19 protein-coding genes and 1 other annotated feature are annotated in these 19,475 nt (G+C 41.1%); all 19 genes read left to right on the forward strand.

Features of this window, described 5'->3' with window-relative positions; all coding sequences use genetic code 11:
* Positions 1-178 precede the first annotated feature (178 nt).
* The 19 genes from ACO1PF_RS08295 (at position 179) to ACO1PF_RS08385 (ending at position 19,435) form a co-directional block, all read left to right on the forward strand.
* Entirely contained in the window at positions 179-1,120 is a 942-nt protein-coding gene (locus ACO1PF_RS08295) for an NADP-dependent oxidoreductase (protein ID WP_423188590.1), read from the forward strand.
* A gap of 227 nt (positions 1,121-1,347) precedes the next feature.
* Positions 1,348-1,977 carry a dTMP kinase gene (tmk, locus tag ACO1PF_RS08300; RefSeq protein WP_423188591.1) on the forward strand — a complete coding sequence of 210 codons (630 nt, stop codon included), beginning with the start codon at positions 1,348-1,350 and terminating at the stop codon, positions 1,975-1,977.
* 32 nt (positions 1,978-2,009) lie between these two features.
* On the forward strand, positions 2,010-2,339 hold the full coding sequence (locus ACO1PF_RS08305) for a cyclic-di-AMP receptor (RefSeq protein ID WP_423188592.1): 330 nt from the start codon (positions 2,010-2,012) through the stop codon (positions 2,337-2,339).
* Between the two features lie 18 nt (positions 2,340-2,357).
* Entirely contained in the window at positions 2,358-3,350 is a 993-nt protein-coding gene (gene holB, locus ACO1PF_RS08310; RefSeq protein WP_423188593.1) for a DNA polymerase III subunit delta', read from the forward strand.
* 135 nt (positions 3,351-3,485) lie between these two features.
* Entirely contained in the window at positions 3,486-3,830 is a 345-nt protein-coding gene (locus ACO1PF_RS08315) for a DNA replication initiation control protein YabA (protein ID WP_071848322.1), read from the forward strand.
* Between the two features lie 268 nt (positions 3,831-4,098).
* Positions 4,099-4,332, forward strand: a complete 234-nt coding sequence (gene nrdH, locus ACO1PF_RS08320) for a glutaredoxin-like protein NrdH (RefSeq protein ID WP_423188594.1) — start codon at positions 4,099-4,101, stop codon at positions 4,330-4,332.
* 6 nt (positions 4,333-4,338) lie between these two features.
* Positions 4,339-4,710 carry a class Ib ribonucleoside-diphosphate reductase assembly flavoprotein NrdI gene (nrdI, locus tag ACO1PF_RS08325; protein ID WP_423188595.1) on the forward strand — a complete coding sequence of 124 codons (372 nt, stop codon included), beginning with the start codon at positions 4,339-4,341 and terminating at the stop codon, positions 4,708-4,710.
* Between the two features lie 4 nt (positions 4,711-4,714).
* Positions 4,715-6,883 carry a class 1b ribonucleoside-diphosphate reductase subunit alpha gene (nrdE, locus tag ACO1PF_RS08330; protein ID WP_423190532.1) on the forward strand — a complete coding sequence of 723 codons (2,169 nt, stop codon included), beginning with the start codon at positions 4,715-4,717 and terminating at the stop codon, positions 6,881-6,883.
* A 61-nt stretch (positions 6,884-6,944) separates the two neighbouring features.
* Positions 6,945-7,907, forward strand: a complete 963-nt coding sequence (nrdF, locus tag ACO1PF_RS08335; RefSeq protein ID WP_423188596.1) for a class 1b ribonucleoside-diphosphate reductase subunit beta — start codon at positions 6,945-6,947, stop codon at positions 7,905-7,907.
* 121 nt (positions 7,908-8,028) lie between these two features.
* A complete protein-coding gene (gene nrdD / locus ACO1PF_RS08340) occupies positions 8,029-10,233 on the forward strand; it encodes an anaerobic ribonucleoside-triphosphate reductase (RefSeq protein ID WP_423188597.1) in 2,205 nt (734 codons plus the stop codon).
* Positions 10,223-10,783 (forward strand): anaerobic ribonucleoside-triphosphate reductase activating protein, encoded by a 561-nt coding sequence (gene nrdG, locus ACO1PF_RS08345; protein WP_423188598.1) that lies wholly within the window; start codon positions 10,223-10,225, stop codon positions 10,781-10,783. Before nrdD ends, nrdG begins: the two co-directional genes overlap by 11 nt.
* A 275-nt stretch (positions 10,784-11,058) precedes the next feature.
* A complete protein-coding gene (locus ACO1PF_RS08350) occupies positions 11,059-11,373 on the forward strand; it encodes a hypothetical protein (protein WP_423188599.1) in 315 nt (104 codons plus the stop codon).
* A gap of 386 nt (positions 11,374-11,759) precedes the next feature.
* Positions 11,760-12,512 carry a tRNA1(Val) (adenine(37)-N6)-methyltransferase gene (locus tag ACO1PF_RS08355; protein WP_423188600.1) on the forward strand — a complete coding sequence of 251 codons (753 nt, stop codon included), beginning with the start codon at positions 11,760-11,762 and terminating at the stop codon, positions 12,510-12,512.
* Positions 12,505-12,834 (forward strand): GIY-YIG nuclease family protein, encoded by a 330-nt coding sequence (locus ACO1PF_RS08360; RefSeq protein ID WP_423188601.1) that lies wholly within the window; start codon positions 12,505-12,507, stop codon positions 12,832-12,834. Before ACO1PF_RS08355 ends, ACO1PF_RS08360 begins: the two co-directional genes overlap by 8 nt.
* Entirely contained in the window at positions 12,827-13,708 is an 882-nt protein-coding gene (rsmI, locus tag ACO1PF_RS08365) for a 16S rRNA (cytidine(1402)-2'-O)-methyltransferase (protein WP_423188602.1), read from the forward strand. Before ACO1PF_RS08360 ends, rsmI begins: the two co-directional genes overlap by 8 nt.
* A gap of 18 nt (positions 13,709-13,726) precedes the next feature.
* Positions 13,727-14,542, forward strand: a complete 816-nt coding sequence (locus ACO1PF_RS08370) for a hypothetical protein (protein WP_423188603.1) — start codon at positions 13,727-13,729, stop codon at positions 14,540-14,542.
* A gap of 43 nt (positions 14,543-14,585) precedes the next feature.
* A complete protein-coding gene (locus ACO1PF_RS08375) occupies positions 14,586-15,536 on the forward strand; it encodes an NAD(P)-dependent oxidoreductase (protein WP_423188604.1) in 951 nt (316 codons plus the stop codon).
* Positions 15,537-15,772: 236 nt separating this feature from the next.
* Positions 15,773-17,581, forward strand: coding sequence for an oligoendopeptidase F (gene pepF / locus ACO1PF_RS08380; RefSeq protein WP_423188605.1), 1,809 nt, complete (start codon positions 15,773-15,775; stop codon positions 17,579-17,581).
* Positions 17,582-17,785: 204 nt separating this feature from the next.
* Positions 17,786-18,084: a binding site (T-box leader), on the forward strand.
* Positions 18,085-18,157: 73 nt separating this feature from the next.
* Positions 18,158-19,435, forward strand: coding sequence for an argininosuccinate synthase (locus ACO1PF_RS08385; RefSeq protein ID WP_423188606.1), 1,278 nt, complete (start codon positions 18,158-18,160; stop codon positions 19,433-19,435).
* Positions 19,436-19,475: the final 40 nt, after the last annotated feature.

Here is a 19,475-nt window from a genome sequence, read left to right on the forward strand (position 1 = left end):
CAAAAGGAGTAAACGAACCATTGAAGATCAAATTGGTCTTTTATACGGTAAGGCTTATGATTGTTCTTTTTTATAGTTCAGTCCAATTAGTGTCAATCTGTAACAAGTTCAGTTATACTTCTTATTAGTAAGAGAGTTGATTATGAAACAACAAGTATTTGTTTGGAGGAAAGTAAAAATGAAAGCTGTAATTATCGAAGAATACGGTGGAAAAGAAATGTTGAAAGAAACAGAAGTACCAATGCCAATAGCTAAAGAGCATCAAGTTGTTGTAAAAGAAAAGGCGACTTCAATTAATCCTATTGACTGGAAACTGCGTGAAGGATATCTAAAAAATATGATGCCTTGGGAATATCCTATTATTTTAGGATGGGATGTTGCTGGAGAAATTGTTGAAATAGGCAGTGAAGTAACCGATTGGAAAGTTGGGGATCGCGTATTTGCACGTCCAGACACAACCCGTTTTGGAACATACGCTGAATATACTGCAGTAGATGATAATTTGTTAGCGTATATTCCTGAAACTATTTCATTTGAAGAAGCAGCAGCTGCTCCTTTAGCAGGACTGACTGCTTGGCAAGCAGTGTTTGATTATGGGAAATTGGCTGCTGGAGAGAAAATCCTGATTCATGCTGGTTCTGGTGGTGTAGGAACATACGCTATACAATTAGCAAAAAGTAAAGGTGCTTTTGTCATTTCTACAGCGAGTGAAAATAATAGGGAGTTATTGCTGAGTCTAGGCGTCGATCAATTTATTGACTACAAAAATGAGGACTTCACCAAAATCCTAAGTGATGTTGATGTTGTTATTGATACTATGGGTGGAGAAATCTTGAAAAATAGTTTCAAGGTTGTTAAACCTCATACTGGGAGAGTCGTTTCCATCGTTGAGGACGCCGACAAAGCGTTGATTGAGAATGCAGATGTTGCATTTGATAATATCTGGTTAGAACCGAATGGAAAACAATTGACAGAATTAGCTGAATTGATGGAACAAGGAAAAGTGAAATCTATCATCGGAGCGACTTATCCATTGAGCGAAAAAGGTATTTACGAAGCACACGCTATGAGCGAGACACATCATGCGGTAGGGAAAATCGTCATAAAAGTAGGCGGATAATAAGGATTTTCATTAAAATGATTTTATAGTATAGAAAAAAAAGAAGCGACTGTATTGTTCAGTCGCTTCTTTTTTTTTTTGATGGAAGGAAATCTTTAAGATTAGTAGAGCATAAAAAGTGATGAAAGGTTTCTCTTTATGCAGATAACTTTTTTAAGAATAGACAACAACTGACTATCTATCGTATAATGATTTCAGAACAAAGATTTGTAGACGGAGGAAAATGTGTGAGCGGATTATTTATCACAATTGAAGGTCCAGATGGCGCAGGGAAATCGAGTGTCGTAAAGAGATTAGTAAAAGCGATACAAGAAGCAACCACCAAACCTTTAATTGTAACAAGAGAACCGGGTGGCAGTGAAATAGCAGAAAGAATCAGAGATATCTTACTCGATCCGATACATACAGTTATGGATGACAGAACAGAGGCATTACTTTTAGCAGCCGGTCGAAGACAACATGTGGTTGAGAAAATCAATCCTGCCCTTGAAAGAGGCGATATCGTCCTGTGTGATCGTTTTGTTGACAGTTCCATTGCATATCAGGGTCAGGCAAGAGGGATCGGTATTGAAGAAGTTAAAGCAATCAATGAGTTTGCGATAGAAGGGTTGAGACCGGATCTGACGATCTATTTAGATGTAGATGCACAAGTGGGACTCAATCGTATTAAAGATAAAAGCTCGAACCGCACACAAGACCGCTTGGAATTAGAAGAAGTCGCTTTTCATGAAGAAGTAAGAAGAGGCTACTTAGCTCTGATCAAAGCAGAACCGAGCCGGTTTGTAACTGTTGATGCGAGTCAATCAGAGGAAAAAGTATTCAATGAAGTGTGGGAAATAGTCAAAGAAAAATTGTAACAAAGTGTGTTTTATAGAGAGGATGAAACAAGATGAAATTAATCGTATCGATTGTACAAAACCAGGACAGTAAACGTTTGGCTGATCAATTTGTAGAAAAGGGTGTTCGTGCTACAAAATTGTCTTCCACAGGCGGATTTTTAAGAGCCGGAAATACAACCTTTTTAATGGGTGTGGAAGATAGAAAAGTGGATGATGTACTCGAACTGATTAAAGAAAATTGTTCAACTCGAAGTCAAACCATGATGAGTCCACCTTCTTATGACTTTACCTTGGAATCTGATTTAACTTATCCAATAAACGTTGAAGTCGGGGGAGCTACTATTTTTGTTTTACCCATCGATCAATTTTTACAATTTTAAACGCGAGGGAGACGAGCAATGTCTACCAATAAAGTCAAACAGCCGAGTATCCAGCGGCTGTTTATTCAGTTGATTGAAAAGAACATGTTACAACATGCCTATTTATTTGATGGCAAAACGGGCACAGGGAAAAAGGAAACAGCATTATGGATAGCCCAGAGTTTATTCTGTCAGAATTTTTCTCAGGGACCTTGCGGGGAGTGTCATACTTGTCTAAGAATCGCATCCCATCAACATCCAGATGTCATTGAATTGAAACCAGATGGCTTGTCCATTAAGATCAATCAAGTCAGAGAACTGAAACAAGAGTTTACCAAAAGTGGTGTTGAAGGCAGAAAGAAACTAGTTATGATCGAGGACGTCGAAAAAATGACTACACAAGCTGCTAACAGTTTGTTGAAGTTTTTAGAAGAACCAGATGGAGATATCCTGGTCATCTTAATGACTTCGGCAAAACATCTGTTACTGCCTACCATTTTATCACGTGTACAATTGATTCAATTTCCGCAGTTATCAAGAGAAAAACGCCTGATGGCTTTGGAAGAGGCCGGTTTATCGAAAGAACGAGCAGCAGTACTGAGTCAACTGACCAGCGATACAGAACAAGCGATGGAGTTGTCTGGAAATGAGAACTTGACTACTTTGATTGAATCCGTATGGAAGTGGTATGTAACTATTTCCAAAAAAGACGATCAGGCGTTTATCTTTGTGCATACTGAAATCATGCCTCTAGTCAAAGAAAAAGCAGAATATCAGTTAGTACTCGATTTGTTTTTAGTTATTTTACAAGACATCTTGAATTCTCAGATATCCAGTGACCACTCGGTCGGCTACTTTAAATACCGTGATAAAATTCGAGAAGAAGCCGAGCGATTAAATGCAGGGACACTTGCTGATTTAATGGACATCATATTAACCGGGAAAAAATATTTAGCCAGTAATGTGGCAGCTCAAGGTGTTTTTGAGATGAGCGCACTTAAAATGCTAGACGTAATGAAAGAGTCATTATAAGTATTTATAAATAATTAGCGTTCATTTGGCAATTTCAGTCTAATCATGGTATGCTAGTAGGAGATGTAAGGTGATGTTTTTTAGGTCAACGCATCACTGATAATTAGGCTAAGAAGAGCAAAGAAGTGGTGAAAAATGGATAAAAAAGAATTACACGACACGTTTTCTGAGTTGGAATCCCAAGCAGAAGCCACATTGAGTATAATTAAAAACATCAAAGAAGAATTATCTCACTTGACTGAAGAAAACAACGTGCTGCGAATGGAAAACCAACATCTCAGAGATCGCTTAGCGGAAGTAGTTAAACAGCAGTCGATCGAAAAACAAATAACAGACTCTGGTATGACGAAATCTCGTTTGAATCTTGAAAAAATATATGAAGACGGTTTTCACGTCTGTAATCTATTTTATGGTTCAAGAAGAGATGGCGATGAACCGTGTGCTTTTTGTTTAGAAGTTATTTACGGTGAAAGAAGATAATTGATTCACAATAAATCGAAAAATTAAATTAGAATCCTCCCAAAATGCAGTTGACATGCATTTCATGGAGGGTTTTTCTATTTGTTAAAAACACAACATGTAGTGTTTTAATTAAAATAAAACAATATATATAGTGTGTTCCCCTTGATTTTGTAATTCTCTGTTGTACAATAGTGATAACAAAGAACATAAGTCGAACGGTAGTCAATGTTGATCAACTATATAAAAATAGAATGCCGAAGAAACATATTTACTGGAGGTAATCATAATGGAAAAAGCAACAGTTATCGTCTATTCAAAACCAAATTGCATGCAATGTCAATTCACAAAAAAATATCTGGAAAATAAGGGAATAGCTTTTGAAGTAAAAGATATCGAACAAAATGTCAAAGCTATTGATGAAGTGAAACAACTGGGATTCAGTTCCTTGCCCGTAGTCATTGCTGAAGGTATCGAAGCGTTTAATGGTTTCAGACCTGACATGTTAAATAGATTGGCGTAATTAAAAATGAAAGTTGTTTACTTAACGTTAACTGGACAAACGCGAAAATTCGTAAAAAAATTACAAATGGATGTGCTGGAGTTGAACCCGGCAGATCCATTTATTCAGATGACAGCCCCATTCATCATTGTCACACCCACCTATGACAAAGAAGTCACTGAAGTTTGGGATGACTTTCTTGAAACTGGTAACAACAGCCAGTTGTTGAAAGGCGTGGTAGGTGGAGGGAATCTTAACTTTGGCCCATTGTTTGCTTTTACAGCAAAAGACATAGCCAATGATTACAATGTGCCCTTGCTCCATCAATTCGAATTTCAGGGCAATGATGAAGATGTGGAAAAATTAAAGAAAGCGGTGAATACTCTTGGCTTCGACTAACACACTGAAAGAAAGTCCAAAAGAAGTAACTTATTTTAAATTGAATAATGAAATCAATCGACCTGTCGATAATCAGATCCCTTTACACAAAGATAAAGAAGCAGCGAATGCTTTTTTCAAAGAGCATGTGAATCCGAAAACTGTTCAGTTTGACAGCATCATAGAAAAACTCACGTACTTGACTGACAATGATTTTATTGAAAAAGAGTTTTTAAACAAGTATTCTGAGGCGTTTATCGTTCGTTTATTCGAAGAACTTTATGCAAAAGAATTCCGTTTTCGTTCATTCATGGGTGCGTATAAGTTTTACACCCAATATGCACTGAAAACAAACGACGGCACGCAGTATTTAGAACGATTCGAGGATCGAATCGCTTTTAATGCTTTATATTTGGCTGATGGTGACGAGGAATTAGCCCGGCATATTGCCGAGGAAATCATTAATCAACGTTATCAGCCAGCCACCCCAACTTTTCTTAATGCCGGACGTAAACGGCGTGGTGAATTTGTCTCATGTTTCTTGATTCAGACCACTGATGACATGAATAGTATCGGCCGTACGATCAACTCTGCTTTGCAGTTATCAAGAATCGGTGGAGGTGTCGGTGTTAACTTGACGAATTTAAGAGCGGCAGGCGATCCAATCAAGAAAATCGAGAATGCTTCAAGCGGTGTCTTGCCTGTGATGAAGTTACTCGAAGACAGCTTCAGTTATTCCAATCAGCTCGGCCAGCGAAATGGAGCCGGAGCCGTTTACCTGAATGTCTTCCATCCCGATATTCTGCGTTTCTTATCTACCAAGAAAGAGAATGCAGATGAAAAAGTACGTGTGAAGACATTGTCACTGGGGCTCGTGGTACCGGATAAATTCTATGAACTCGCTGCAGGTAATCAGGATATGCACCTGTTCAGTCCTTATGACGTTGAACGTTTTTATGGCGAACCTTTTTCCTACGTCGATATCACAAAAGAGTACGATAACCTGGTCGCCAATCCCGAGATCAGAAAAACAAAAATCAATGCACGCGAACTGGAGAATGAAATTTCTAAACTTCAGCAGGAGTCAGGTTATCCGTATATAATTAATATCGATACAGCCAACAGAGAAAACCCGGTTGACGGGACGATTACGATGAGCAATTTGTGCAGTGAGATCCTGCAGATCCAGAACCCGTCGATCATCAAAGACAACCAGGAATATGAAGTCTTAGGGACAGATATCAGCTGTAATTTAGGTTCGACCAACGTGGTTAATTTAATGAACACGCCAGACTTTGAACAGTCCGTTAATACGATGGTCAGAGCGTTGACATATGTGACCGATCATTCCAGCATCGATGCGGTACCTACCGTGAAAAACGGCAATGACAAGTATCATACGATAGGCCTTGGAGCCATGGGATTGCATACCTTCTTTGCCCTGAATCAGATGCATTACGGCTCTTTGGACTCGATTGAATTTACCGATGTTTACTTCATGCTGCTTAATTACTACACATTGAAAGCAAGCAATGACATGGCTAAAGAACGTCAGACGGTGTTCCATAACTTTGAAAAATCAGAGTATGCCAGCGGAACGTACTTTGACAAATATATAGAAGAACCGTTTGCTTTTAAATACGATAAGGTTGAGCGGATTTTCAGCAATCGTGGCATTTCCGTTCCTTCAAAAGAAGATTGGGAGTCTCTTAAAAAAGAGGTGCAGACACATGGCCTGTATCATCAGAATCGTTTGGCAGTGGCACCCACAGGGTCGATCAGTTACGTGAACGAAACATCTGCCAGTATCCATCCGATAACGCGCCTGGTGGAAGAGCGTCAGGAAAAAATGACCGGGAAGACCTATTACCCGGCGCCTCATTTGTCTAATGAAACGATGCCTTTTTATACGAGTGCCTATGATATGGATATGCGACGAGTCATTGATGTCTATGCTGCAGCTCAAAAACATGTCGATCAGGGAATGAGTTTGACGCTCTTTATGCGCTCGGCGATTCCTGAAGGTTTGTATGAATGGAAAGAAGGACGTACCAGCAAGCAGACGACCCGCGATCTGACCATTCTGAGACATTATGCCCATAAAAAAGGGGTCAAATCGATTTACTACGTGCGAACATTTACTGATGACCAGGAAGAAATCGGCGCTAACGCCTGTGAAAGCTGCACGATTTAAACTTGCAAGAATAGTAGAAGACAGCTCGACTAGTCTTCTTTGGAATAAAGGAGAATCAACTATGACAGAAGCATATAAAGCCATTAACTGGAATCGTATTGATGACATGATCGACAAGTTGACTTGGGAAAAACTAGTGGAACAGTTCTGGACAGATACCCGTATTCCTTTGTCCAATGACTTAAGTGACTGGAATAAACTTTCCTTAGGTGAGAAAGATATGATTGCGAAAGTGTTTGGAGGTTTAACCTTGCTGGACACACTGCAGTCTCAAGACGGGATAGAAGTCCTGAAAAAAAGTAGTCGCACACAGCATGAAGAAGCGGTCTATAATAATATCGAATTTATGGAGTCCATGCATGCGAAAAGTTACAGTGCCATTTTCAGCACGCTGAATACGAAATCTGAAATAGAAGAGATTTTTGAGTGGACACTAACCGACCCGATGCTTCAGAAAAAAGCACAGAAAATCAACGGGATCTATCAAGAGGGTACGGAGTTACAAAAGAAAGTAGCCAGTGTCTTCCTGGAATCCTTTTTATTCTATTCCGGATTTTATGCGCCTCTTTATTATTTAGGAAACGGTAAGCTGACCAATGTCGCTGAAATCATAAAACTGATCTTGCGTGACGAATCGGTACACGGAACCTATGTCGGCTATAAATTCCAGATTGGATACAATCAGTTAGACGAAAAAGAAAAAGAAGAATTGAAAAACTGGACATTCGAGTTGTTGTTCGAACTCTATGAAAATGAAACCGAATATACGAGCTACCTGTATGATGAAATGGGTTGGACACAAGATGTCGAGGTCTTTCTGCGTTATAACGCCAATAAAGCGTTACAGAATCTAGGTTTCGATCCGTTGTTCCCCGATAAAGCCGATGATGTTAATCCCATCATCATGAATGGGATATCAACCGGCACAAGCAATCACGACTTCTTCTCGCAAGTCGGCAATGGTTACCTTGTCGGCATGGTTGAATCCATGGATGACAGCGACTATGAAAAGTGGATGAGTTAAGGTATACCGATTTAGTTTACAGGCGTTTCTCTCAGTGAGAAACGCCTGCAGCTAAATAATATAGATACATATTTTTTTAGCTGGTCTTGTGAATGGTTGAATAAGTAGGAGGAGTTAAACAATGCAAAATAGTAAGGTGACTAATCAAACGGTAAAACAGAACGGTTCGAACGATAGCTTATCAATAGTTGAAAAACGTGACGGAAGAGTGCAAACGTTCAACCGCAAAAAAATAACGGAGGCTTTGTTTCAAGCCGCTCAGCAATTAGACTTGACTTATTCGTTTGATGAGTTGAAAGAAATCTCGGCAGAAGTGGAAGAGGATATGGTCACAAACGGGGCAGCAAACATAGATACCAAAGACATTGATCTGGTCGTTTTAGCTGTGCTGAAAAAACATGACTGTGACGACTTAGCGGAAGGTTACATCCAAAGAAGAGAAGAAAAAGAGAACAACCGTGAAACCAGACGTGATGTGAATGCGATGGTCGAACGTTTACTGAAACAAGATAAATCAATTATAAACGAGAATGCCAACAAGGACAGTAAGGTCTTCAACACCCAGCGTGATCTAACGGCAGGTATCGTAGGTAAGGCTTTAGGTTTGAAATTTTTGCCTCCTCATGTCGCCAATGCCCATGAAAAGGGTGATATCCATTATCATGACTTGGATTACACCCCATATTCTCCAATGTCTAACTGTTGCTTGATCGACTTTGAAAATATGTTTGAAGAAGGGTTTCAAATCGGTAATGCAGAAGTGGAATCTCCGCGGTCCATTCAGACAGCGACGGCTCAAACGGCTCAAATCATTGCGAATGTGGCTTCAAGCCAATATGGTGGCTGCAGCTTTGACCGCGTGGATGAAGTACTGGCTCCTTATGCTGAACTGAACTATCAGAAACATTTAAAAACAGCGCGGGAGTGGATCGACGGAGCAGAGAAGCATGAAGCCTTTGCTACCGACAAGACTAAAAAAGACATTTATGATGCGATGCAGAGTTTGGAATATGAAATCAATACCCTGTATACAAGCCAAGGCCAGACACCCTTCACCAGTTTGGGATTCGGTCTGGGAACGAATTGGATCGAACGAGAAATCCAAAAGGCTATCCTGATCGTGCGAATCAAAGGTTTGGGCAAAGAAAAACGAACCGCAATTTTTCCTAAACTCATTTTCGCCTTGAAAAGGGACTTGAACTTGAATGCAACTGATCCAAACTATGACATCAAACAGTTGGCTTTAGAATGCTCGACAAAACGCATGTATCCGGATGTACTGAACTACGAAAAATTAGTGGAAATCACTGGAAGTTTTAAAACACCGATGGGTTGCCGTTCATTTCTGCAGGGATGGAAAAATGAACAGGGGGAAGATGTATCAGTTGGGCGCATGAACCTGGGTGTCGTTACGCTGAATGTGCCCCGCATAGCCATCGAATCGAAAGGCAATAGGGGGAAATTCAATACTTTGCTGGAAGAACGTCTCTCCGTCCTTAAGGATGCGCTGTTATTTAAAGCTAACCGGGTAATGGAAGCTGAGCCGGTAAATGCCCCTATCTTATACATGTATGGTGCTTTCGGAAAACGACTGGCCAAAGAAGATAGTGTATCTGATCTGTTTTTGAATAAACGCGCGACCGTTTCATTAGGATATATCGGTCTATACGAAGCAGCCACCGTTTTTTATGGAAACGAATGGGAAGATAACGAAGAAGCTAAAACGTTCACCTTGGAAATCATGCAGACACTCAAAGCACATGCAGACGAGTGGGGGCAGGAAAGTGGTTTACACGTGAGTGTGTATTCGACACCGAGTGAAAGTCTGACGGACCGTTTCTGTCAGCTGGATACTGAAAAATTTGGCAGCATCTCGGATATCACGGATAAGGGGTATTACACAAACAGTTTCCATTACGACGTACGTAAAAATCCCACACCATTTGAGAAAATCGATTTTGAAAAAGACTATGCCAAGTATACTGGCGGCGGTTTTATTCATTACTGTGAGTACCCTAAGCTGCAGACGAATCCCAAAGCTTTGGAAACCGTCTGGGACTATGCGTATGACCGGATAGGTTATCTCGGAACAAATACGCCCATCGATCGCTGTTATAAGTGTGAGTTTGAAGGAGACTTCAAACCGACTGAAAATGGCTTTGAATGTCCGCAGTGTGGCAACACTGATGCTGAAACCTGCGACGTGGTCAAACGGACCTGCGGGTATCTTGGCAATCCGCAAAAACGACCAATGGTTGGCGGACGACACAAAGAGATCGCTTCACGTACGAAACATATGAAAGGTTTTGGTCCTGATGCCGGCTGATCCGATTGCCTGGACTTCTGAGCGTTTCAGTAAAAATTTTGTCGCCGACTACAAGCCGTATAACTTTGTTGACGGCGAAGGAGTCAGGTGCAGCCTGTATGTCAGTGGCTGTCCTTTCGCCTGCGTAGGCTGCTACAACAAAGCCGCCCAAAATTTTTCGTATGGGACTCCTTACTCAGAAGCGTTGGAAGAACAGATAATGAAAGACCTGCAAGCCGATTACTGCCAGGGATTAACGCTGTTGGGCGGCGAGCCGTTTTTGAACACCGGCGTCACTGTTCCACTGTGCAGGAGAATCAGAGCAGATTTTGGTGAAACCAAGGACGTCTGGTCCTGGACCGGATACACTTGGGAAGAACTGATGCAAGGTACGGAAGACAAGAAAGACTTGCTAGCAGTCATCGATGTCCTCGTTGACGGACGGTTCAAACAAGACCAAATGGACCTGAACTTAGCTTTTAGAGGCAGCTCCAATCAGCGCATCATTGATGTGAAAAAGTCTTTAGCGGATGAAGAAGTCGTTCTCTGGAAGAACGGCGACTATAAATAAAAGACTTCAAGAAGGTAAGACTTCAATTCATCCACCTTCTTGAAGTCTTCTTTCTTTGAATTTTAAGTTTAATAAGTGTGTGTTGTTCTTTCTAGAAATTTGATTATAGCGAGACAATTCAAAGAAATGGGAGCTTTTTGTGTGAGGTTAGGTTTACTCAGGGATAATTTTCAGCGAGTGACGCTAAGAGCAGACAACTTCGGCAAACTCAGGCAGAAAACCTGGTGAGTAAACCGAAGAAAGGCCACCTTCGGTAAACTCAGGCAGAAAATCTGGTGAGTGAACCGAAGACAGGACAACTTCGGCAAACTCAGTCGGAAAACCTGGTGAGTGAACCGAAGACAGGACAACTTCGGCAAACTCAGTCGGAAAACCTGGTGAGTGAACCGAAGAACGGACATCTTCGGCAAACTCGGCCAGAAAACCTGGTGAGTAAACCGAAGAAAGGCCACCTTCGGCAAACTCAGGCAGAAAACCTGGTGAGTGAACCGAAGACGGGGCAGCTTCGGCAAGCTCAGGCAGAAAACCTGGTGAGTGAACCGAAGAACGGACAACTTCGGCAAACTATGGTAGAAAACGAGTTGAGCTAACCGAATAGAGCGCTAAGTAGACAATAAGAGCCTGTTATTTGCTTATTTTCCAAAAAATGGTATACTGGTATAACGTTAAAGGTAAGTATGAAGTATTATATAAACACGTTTTAAAGAAGTTTATCCACACTGGCGCAACTATGGGGTTGTAAGGACACGATAGAGGTAGGGATCGTGTCGTTTAAATGAGAAACTTAGTAATATGAATACGAATAGAAATATCCAGCAATTTGCTTTACAAATATTTATTTTTTAATTAGAAAGCCGCTCACTCGTGAGCGGCTTTTGTCAATTCTACCGTCTTTTTTAATTTATCAAAAAGAAGCAAAAAACGATGATGTTTTTGGTATACTTAATGAAATGAAGATAAAGGAAGCAAAAGTATTATGGAAATTCAATTAAAAAACGATGAACGTATTGATCAGTTGATGCAATATGATTTAGAAATAATACAAAGCCCGTCTGTCTTTTCATTTTCTCTGGATGCAGTCTTGTTAGGCGACTTTGCTAAAGTCCCTAAACATGACCGGGCCAAGATCGTTGATTTGTGTTCGGGTAATGGCGCAGTGGCATTGATGCTGAGTCAGAAAACCAAAAGTAAAATAATAGCGTTGGAACTTCAGGACCGACTCGTCGATATGGCGCAGCGAAGCATTCAACTGAATCACTTGGAAGAACAGGTCGAGATGATCCACGGCGATGTTAATGAAGCAACGACGCACATTAAAAAAGATTCAGTGGATATACTGACCTGTAACCCGCCCTATTTCATTGTGTCAGATGCGAGCCGGAAAAATCCGAATGAACACCTAGCTATCGCCAGGCATGAACTGCATCTAACGTTGAGAGAGTTAATGACTGTTTCCGCAGGCTTGCTTAAAACTAAAGGGAAAGCCTATTTCGTTCACAGACCTGAACGGTTTCTGGAAATCATGGATGAAATGCGGGCCGTCGATCTGGCACCTAAACGTATCCGGTTTGTCTATCCGAAACCAGATAAAGAGGCCAACATGATACTGATAGAAGGCATCAAACAGGGAAAAGAAACCGGGCTGCAAATCCTGCCGCCTTTGTATGTGTTCGATGATAATGGAGAGTATTTTCCAGAAGTAAGAAGGATGATTTACGGCAATGAGTGAAGCACAGACAAGTTACTTTTACGTTTTACACTGTAAAGACGGATCACTGTACGGTGGTTATACGACTGATCTAACCAGACGACTGAGAGAACATAATGACGGCATCGGAGCCAAATATACTCGGCCAGAACGTCGTCGCCCGTTATCTATGATTTATGCTGAAGCATACGCCACGCGCAGCGAAGCGACCAAAGCGGAAGCCGCGTTTAAAAAGTTGATACGCAAACGAAAAGACGATTATTTAAAACAGCACGGTGTTGCATCGCCATTTAGGCAGCAAACGACGTGTGTAGTGAAAGAGGTGACAGGCAAACATGATTGAGACACAAAAAAGTTTCGAAAAGCAGGAAACAGGGATATTATATCTAGTTCCGACACCCATAGGTAATTTAGAAGACATGACCTTTCGGGCGGTCAACATCTTGAAAGAAGTCGATTTGATCGCTGCAGAGGATACTAGAAACACGCAAAAACTGTTGAATCATTTTGAAATCGTTACACACCAGATCAGTTTTCACGAACACAATTCAAAAGAACGCACACCGCAGCTCATTGATAAACTTCTTAATGGAAATTCGATTGCTCAAGTGAGTGATGCCGGGATGCCTTCGATCAGTGATCCGGGAGTGGATCTGGTGAAAGCGGCGATCGAAGCGGATATTTCTGTGGTTCCTTTACCTGGACCGAACGCGGCCTTGACATCCCTGATAGCATCGGGCATATCCCCGCAACCTTTTTACTTTTTAGGCTTTTTACCGCGCAAGAAAAAAGAGTTGATTGCTGAACTGGAAGAACTGAATAAGAGGAAAGAGACACTTGTATTTTATGAATCACCACATCGCGTCAAACAAGTAGTCGAAGAGATGAGTAGCGTCTTCGGTGCTGAAAGAAAACTGGTTTTAGCTCGTGAAGTGACCAAGCGCTTTGAGGAATTTATTCGTGGGACCACAGAAGAAGTGGTCGAGTGGTTAAATAATGAAAAAATACGAGGAGAATTTGTGATCATCGTTGAAGGCAATGAAGATGCCGATACCAAAGAAGACAAAATTTGGGAAAATTGGACATTAAAAGAACATGTCGAATTCATCATGGAGAATTACGCTCTTTCCAGTAAACAAGCAATGAAAGAAGTAGCCCTATTAAGAGACATACCAAAGCGTGAAGTATATACTGCGTATCATGAATTGGACAGTTAAATAGATAGAGGGGGAAAAATGATGAAAAACAGAAAATATATTGTGCCATTGGTTGCCCTAAGTTTCGGTTTGGCAGCTTGTCAGGCTGATGAGACAGAAACAAGTACACCTACCGAAGAAAGCTCAATCGAAAATGAATCAAATACTGATAAAGCAACCTCAGAGCTCGTTGATGATGAAAAGATCCCGACCGAAGGGGAACCGACGGACCCGGATTATGCCTTGCTAGAGCAGGCTAAAGATGAATATTATAGCGGAGAACTGGATGCTGCAGCCGGAACGTTATCCAGATTACTTCAAAATGATTTATCGGACAATGAACTGTTGAAAGCTGAAGCAGAAGATTTGAAAGAAGAAATCGGTCAACAGCAGGCAGAAAATGCCAAGGCAGCTGCCGAAATTCAGGTGGCATCAGAGTTTAAAGAAGAACGTCAATCAACACTATTAAGCGAAGAATACGAGGCAACCAAGGAAAAGTCTTTATCAGAAGCGACAGATGAAGAGCTGGAATCATTTTTAACTGAGAAAGAAGTACAAAAAAATGAACCGGTAGTGGAAGTAGAAGCGGCGAATGAAGACGCTCTTATGACAAAAGAGGAAGCTGAAAATCACGCTTTCGAACAGGTATTGGAACGCGCTGTAATTGAAGGAGAAAATTATTTCTATTTTGTCAATTATGAACAAGAGAGCTGGGTGCAAGTCGAAGCACGCGAAGCTGTGGAACAAGATGGTGTAACTTTTTCTAATTTGATCGGTATTTATCGCTATAACGTTGAAACAGATGAAATACAAAAATTAGATATCATCACAGGAGAATACAATCCCATCGAGTAACAATAAAAGTAACGCATAAATTGAGTTAAAGGAGAGTGCGTTTGTGTCAGACAAATTATTGAGCTACATATCGTTAAATGACGAACAGCGAAAAAAAATAAATGAAACGGCGCCTGCATATGAAATCATTGAATCATTGAGCGAAGTCGAGGATATTTCAGAAGTGAAAGCTATATACGGATGGGATAAGGACGTCACGTCTCAACTGTTAGATGATCCTGAAAACCAGCTTGAATGGGTTCAATTGATTTCTGCCGGAGTTGATTTTGTTGATTTGAACAAGCTTGAAGAACATGGCATAACTTTGACAAATGCAAGCGGGATTCACGGACATGCGATCACTGAATCTATCTTTGGTATGATCTTGAATCACACACGTCAAATTGGTCACGCATTGCTTAAGCAACGTCAAAGGAAATGGGATCCGGTGTCAGAAGCATCAGAACTCAATCAAAAAACTATGCTTATCGTCGGAACAGGAGCCATTGGCATGCAGACAGGAAAAGTGGCTCAAGCGTTCGGGATGAAAACAATTGGTGTCAACAGAAGTGGACGTCCAGTTGAGTTTATGGATGAATTAGTGACACAAGATCAGTTGGATGATGTGTTACCACTAGCTGATTTCGTTATCAATATCTTGCCGCTTACTGATAAAACAAATGGTCTCTTCAATTTAGGTAAATTTAGAGCAATGAAAAGTTCTGCTATCTTTGTAAACGTGGGACGTGGTCAGACTGTTGTCACTGAGGATCTGCTTAAAGCTCTGGATGAAAACTGGCTGAAATACGCTGCCTTGGATGTCGTTCATGAAGAACCCTTGCCTAAGAATCATCCGATTTACAAGAGAGAAGACGTGCTCCTGACACCGCACATATCCGGAAATCTGGAAGATTACAATGCCAGCGCCTTTCCGATATTTCTGGAAAACTTACACGCCTTTGTAAACGGACAGGATATACCAAAAAATGTTGTCGATTATGAGGCAGGCTACTAAAAAAGTATAAACGAATAACCAACCCTGATGCTTTGTTTGGACAAGGTATCAGGGCGTTTTTTTATAACCGATTATGATTATAGAACGATGATAAAAAGACGATTTCTACACCAGTAATTATTAAAAACATCTCACATTGTCAGGATAATCATGCTATAATATCCACATGAGTAATTTTTTTAATGTAGATATGACACAACGTCATAAATTTTAATAGAGTTTAAGGGGAGAAAAATATGTCAGAAGAAATACTAGATCGTTCAAGCGTAGCTGAAGACCTGAAATGGGACCTTAGTGCTATTTTTTCTAGTCAAGCAGCTTTTGAAGAGGCGTTAGAGGCGTTACCAAAAGAAGTCGACGCGTTTTCAGCAAAATATAGAGGTAATCTTACAGATGCGAATACAGTCGTTGACGCCATCAAAGAGTACGAAGATATCGTAGCAAAAGCCTCACATCTAGGTCAATATGGACACTTACCGGTATCGGTAGATATCTTTGACAGCGAAGCGTTGCAACAAGCGCGCTTTACAGCCAACGTGCTAGCCGGTGTCAGTGCTAAATTGAGCTTCTTTAAATCTCAAATCGAAGATTTAGCTGAAAGTACACTAGATTCTGTGGTTGCTAAAGAAGCAACGTATGCAGCCTTTGTAAGACAAATAAAAAAATCCAAACAAGCCAAACTTGATCCGAATGTGGAAGAAGCCCTGGCGCAATTGTCACCAGTCTTTGAAGCACCTTCAGAAATCTTTGAACAAGCCCGTTCGGCCGACGCTGACTACGGCACATTTGAAGTGGACGGTAAAGAATACCCGCTCAGTTTTGTTTTGTATGAAGAAGTATATATGTACTCGGATGATCCGAAAATCCGTCGTGCAGCTTACGATCAATTCAGTAAAGTTCTGGGTCAATATAAAAACGTTGTAGCGACCGGTTATTATACGCATCTTCAAAAAGAAAAAACACTGGCAACTATGCGCGGCTATGATTCGATTTTTGACTATTTACTTGAAAGCCAGGAAGTCGACCAGGAGTTATATCACCGTCAGATCGACATGATCATGACTGATTTTGCACCCGTCATGCGTAAATTCATCACCCATCTCAAAGACGTTCACGGCCTGGATAAAATGACCTATGCCGACTTGAAAGTGGATTTGGATCCGGACTACACTACACCGGTAAGCATTGAAGAATCGAAAGACCTTGTAAAAGAGGCCATGGCGCCTCTCGGTGAAGATTACGTGAACATGATTTTACGCGCTTATCCAGAACGCTGGGTCGACTTTGCACAAAATAACGGAAAACGTTCCGGCGCTTTCTGTTCAACAACTTACGGCAAACATCCTTTTGTCATGGTGACCTATACAGGTCAATTATCCGATGCCTATACCTTGTTCCACGAATTGGGACATGCGGGTCAAGGGATCTTGTCAAATGAAAACAACCCGTTGACCAGTGCGCGTCCATCCTTATATATAATCGAAGGACCGTCAACCTTTAACGAACTGCTCTTAACGGATTACTTGAAGGACAAAGCGAAAGACCCGCGGATGGAACGTAACGTGTTATCTAAAATGATTTCAAAAACATACTTCCATAACTTTGTGACGCATTTACTTGAAGCCGCGTATCAGCGTGAAGTGTATCGATTGATCGATGCAGGCAAGAGTTTCGATGCCAACAAGTTGAGTGAATTGACACGTAATGTCCTGGAAGAATTCTGGGGAGATTCAGTTGAACTGGAACCAGGCGCAGAACTCACTTGGATGCGTCAGATCCACTATTACATGGGACTCTATCCTTATACCTACTCAGCAGGATTGACGATCGCGACACAAGCTTTCCTGAAAATCAAGAGTGGCGAAGAAAAAGTGAGTGGCTGGTTAGACTTTCTGGCATTGGGCGGACAAAAAGTGCCTGCTGAAGCAACCAAAGTCGCCGGCGTGGATATCACGACCGATCAGCCTCTGACAGATACCATAAAATATCTAGATGAATCTGTCGACCGTATTATTGAACTGACTAATGAATTAAACAAAGAATAAAGGACCAGCGATTCAAAAAAATGATAGCTGTGATCCTATTAGAAATCAGAGCGGGTTTATCCCGTTCTGATTTTTTTATACATTAAAAGAATTATAAATGTATAAAAAGTAAGCGAAAGGACATTTTTCATACACAATTTAAAAGAATATGCGAAAAAGCGAATATTGCTGTTGACTTTCTATTACGCACGTTATAGAATGCTTCTAACATCAAAGAACAAGAAAGTAAATGATTTCATTCATCACAGCGAGTCAGCACAGAGTGGAAGGCTGACATGAACGGTCATTGAAACGAGCTTGAGAGATGCTTTTTGAAATAAGTCACCTGTCAAAACGTGAGTGTGAATCGTAACGGTTCGCTCAGTTTGGGTCAGTCTCTGTCTTAAGTAGAAAAGCCGTGTGCAGCGTTAATGCTTTGAGTTGGCAGACAGCCATTGATTTTTTTCGAAACAATACTAATTTGTCTGCAAATAGAGTGGTACCGCGATGCAATCGTCTCTGTGTAAAAACAGAAGGCGTTTTTTTTATACTCAAAAATGAGTACAACTGAACCACAATAGAAAAGGAGAATGACATATGACTGATAAAACTTATAAAAAAATCGTACTGGCTTATTCCGGGGGACTAGACACATCGGTCATCATTCACTGGTTAAAAGAGAATTATGGAAGTGAGATCATTGCCGTCACTGCAAACGTCGGTCAGGACGATGAGTTGATCGGATTAGAAGAAAAAGCTTTGAAGACCGGCGCATCTAAATTTTATCTGGCAGAAATCGAAGAGGCATTCGTTTATGATTCCATCTTCCCGACTTTAAAAGCGGGTGCCATTTATGAAAATAAATATTTATTGGGAACAGCTACGGCTCGACCTATCATCGCAAAAGCGCTCGTCGATATAGCTAAACAGGAGGGTGCGGATGCCATCTGTCATGGTTGTACGGGTAAAGGAAACGATCAGGTTCGTTTTGAAATGGGCATCAAGGCACTGGCACCCGAACTGGATATCATTGCCCCATGGAGGACCTGGGACATCACTTCCCGTGAAGAAGCCATCGACTATGCAGAATTGCATGAGATTCCGTTGAAAATTTCTCGTGAGACCAATTATTCCAAAGACAAGAACCTGTGGCACTTATCCCATGAAGGACTTGATCTGGAAAACCCCTTAAATGAACCGAAATATGATTCCATTTTAGAAATGAGTGTCTCACCTGAACAGGCTCCGGACAAACCGACCAATGTCAGCATCACCTTTGATGAAGGTATTCCAGTCGCCATCGACGGGAAAGAAATGAATGGCGTGAGTTTGATCAAAGCACTGAACAGTATCGGCGGATCGAATGCCATCGGAATCCAGGATATCATCGAGAACCGTCTCGTTGGCATGAAGAGTCGTGGCGTATACGAAACACCAGGTGGCACGCTGCTGTATTTCGCGCACGAGCAGCTAGAAATGATCACGCTGGATAAAGAAACGCTTCAGTATAAACAGGAGTTGTCCCAAAAATATGCGAACCTCATTTACAATGGTCAGTACTTTACGCCTTTGAAACAGGCATTGGATTCATTCGTGGATGAAACACAGAAAACCGTTTCTGGTACAGTCAAGTTGAAGTTGTATAAAGGCAACATGATCGTATCAAGCGTTGAGTCTCCGTACAGCTTATATTCAGAAGCCTTTGCAACGTTCGATCAGGATAACGTTTACGATCAGAACGATGCAGCTGGCTTTATCAATCTTTATGGATTATCAAGTGTGATCCATGCTGAAATGAAACAAAAGATTCAATTTGGAAAACAGGCTGAAGAATCATTTCAACTGAAACAGGCAGGAATAAAAGCATGGGGGTAAATCAGAACGGAAAAATAAAGATTAGGATTTTAGAGGAAAT

This window comes from Alkalibacterium sp. f15 (genome assembly GCF_049389645.1).
Taxonomy (GTDB): Bacteria; Bacillota; Bacilli; order Lactobacillales; family Carnobacteriaceae_A; genus Alkalibacterium.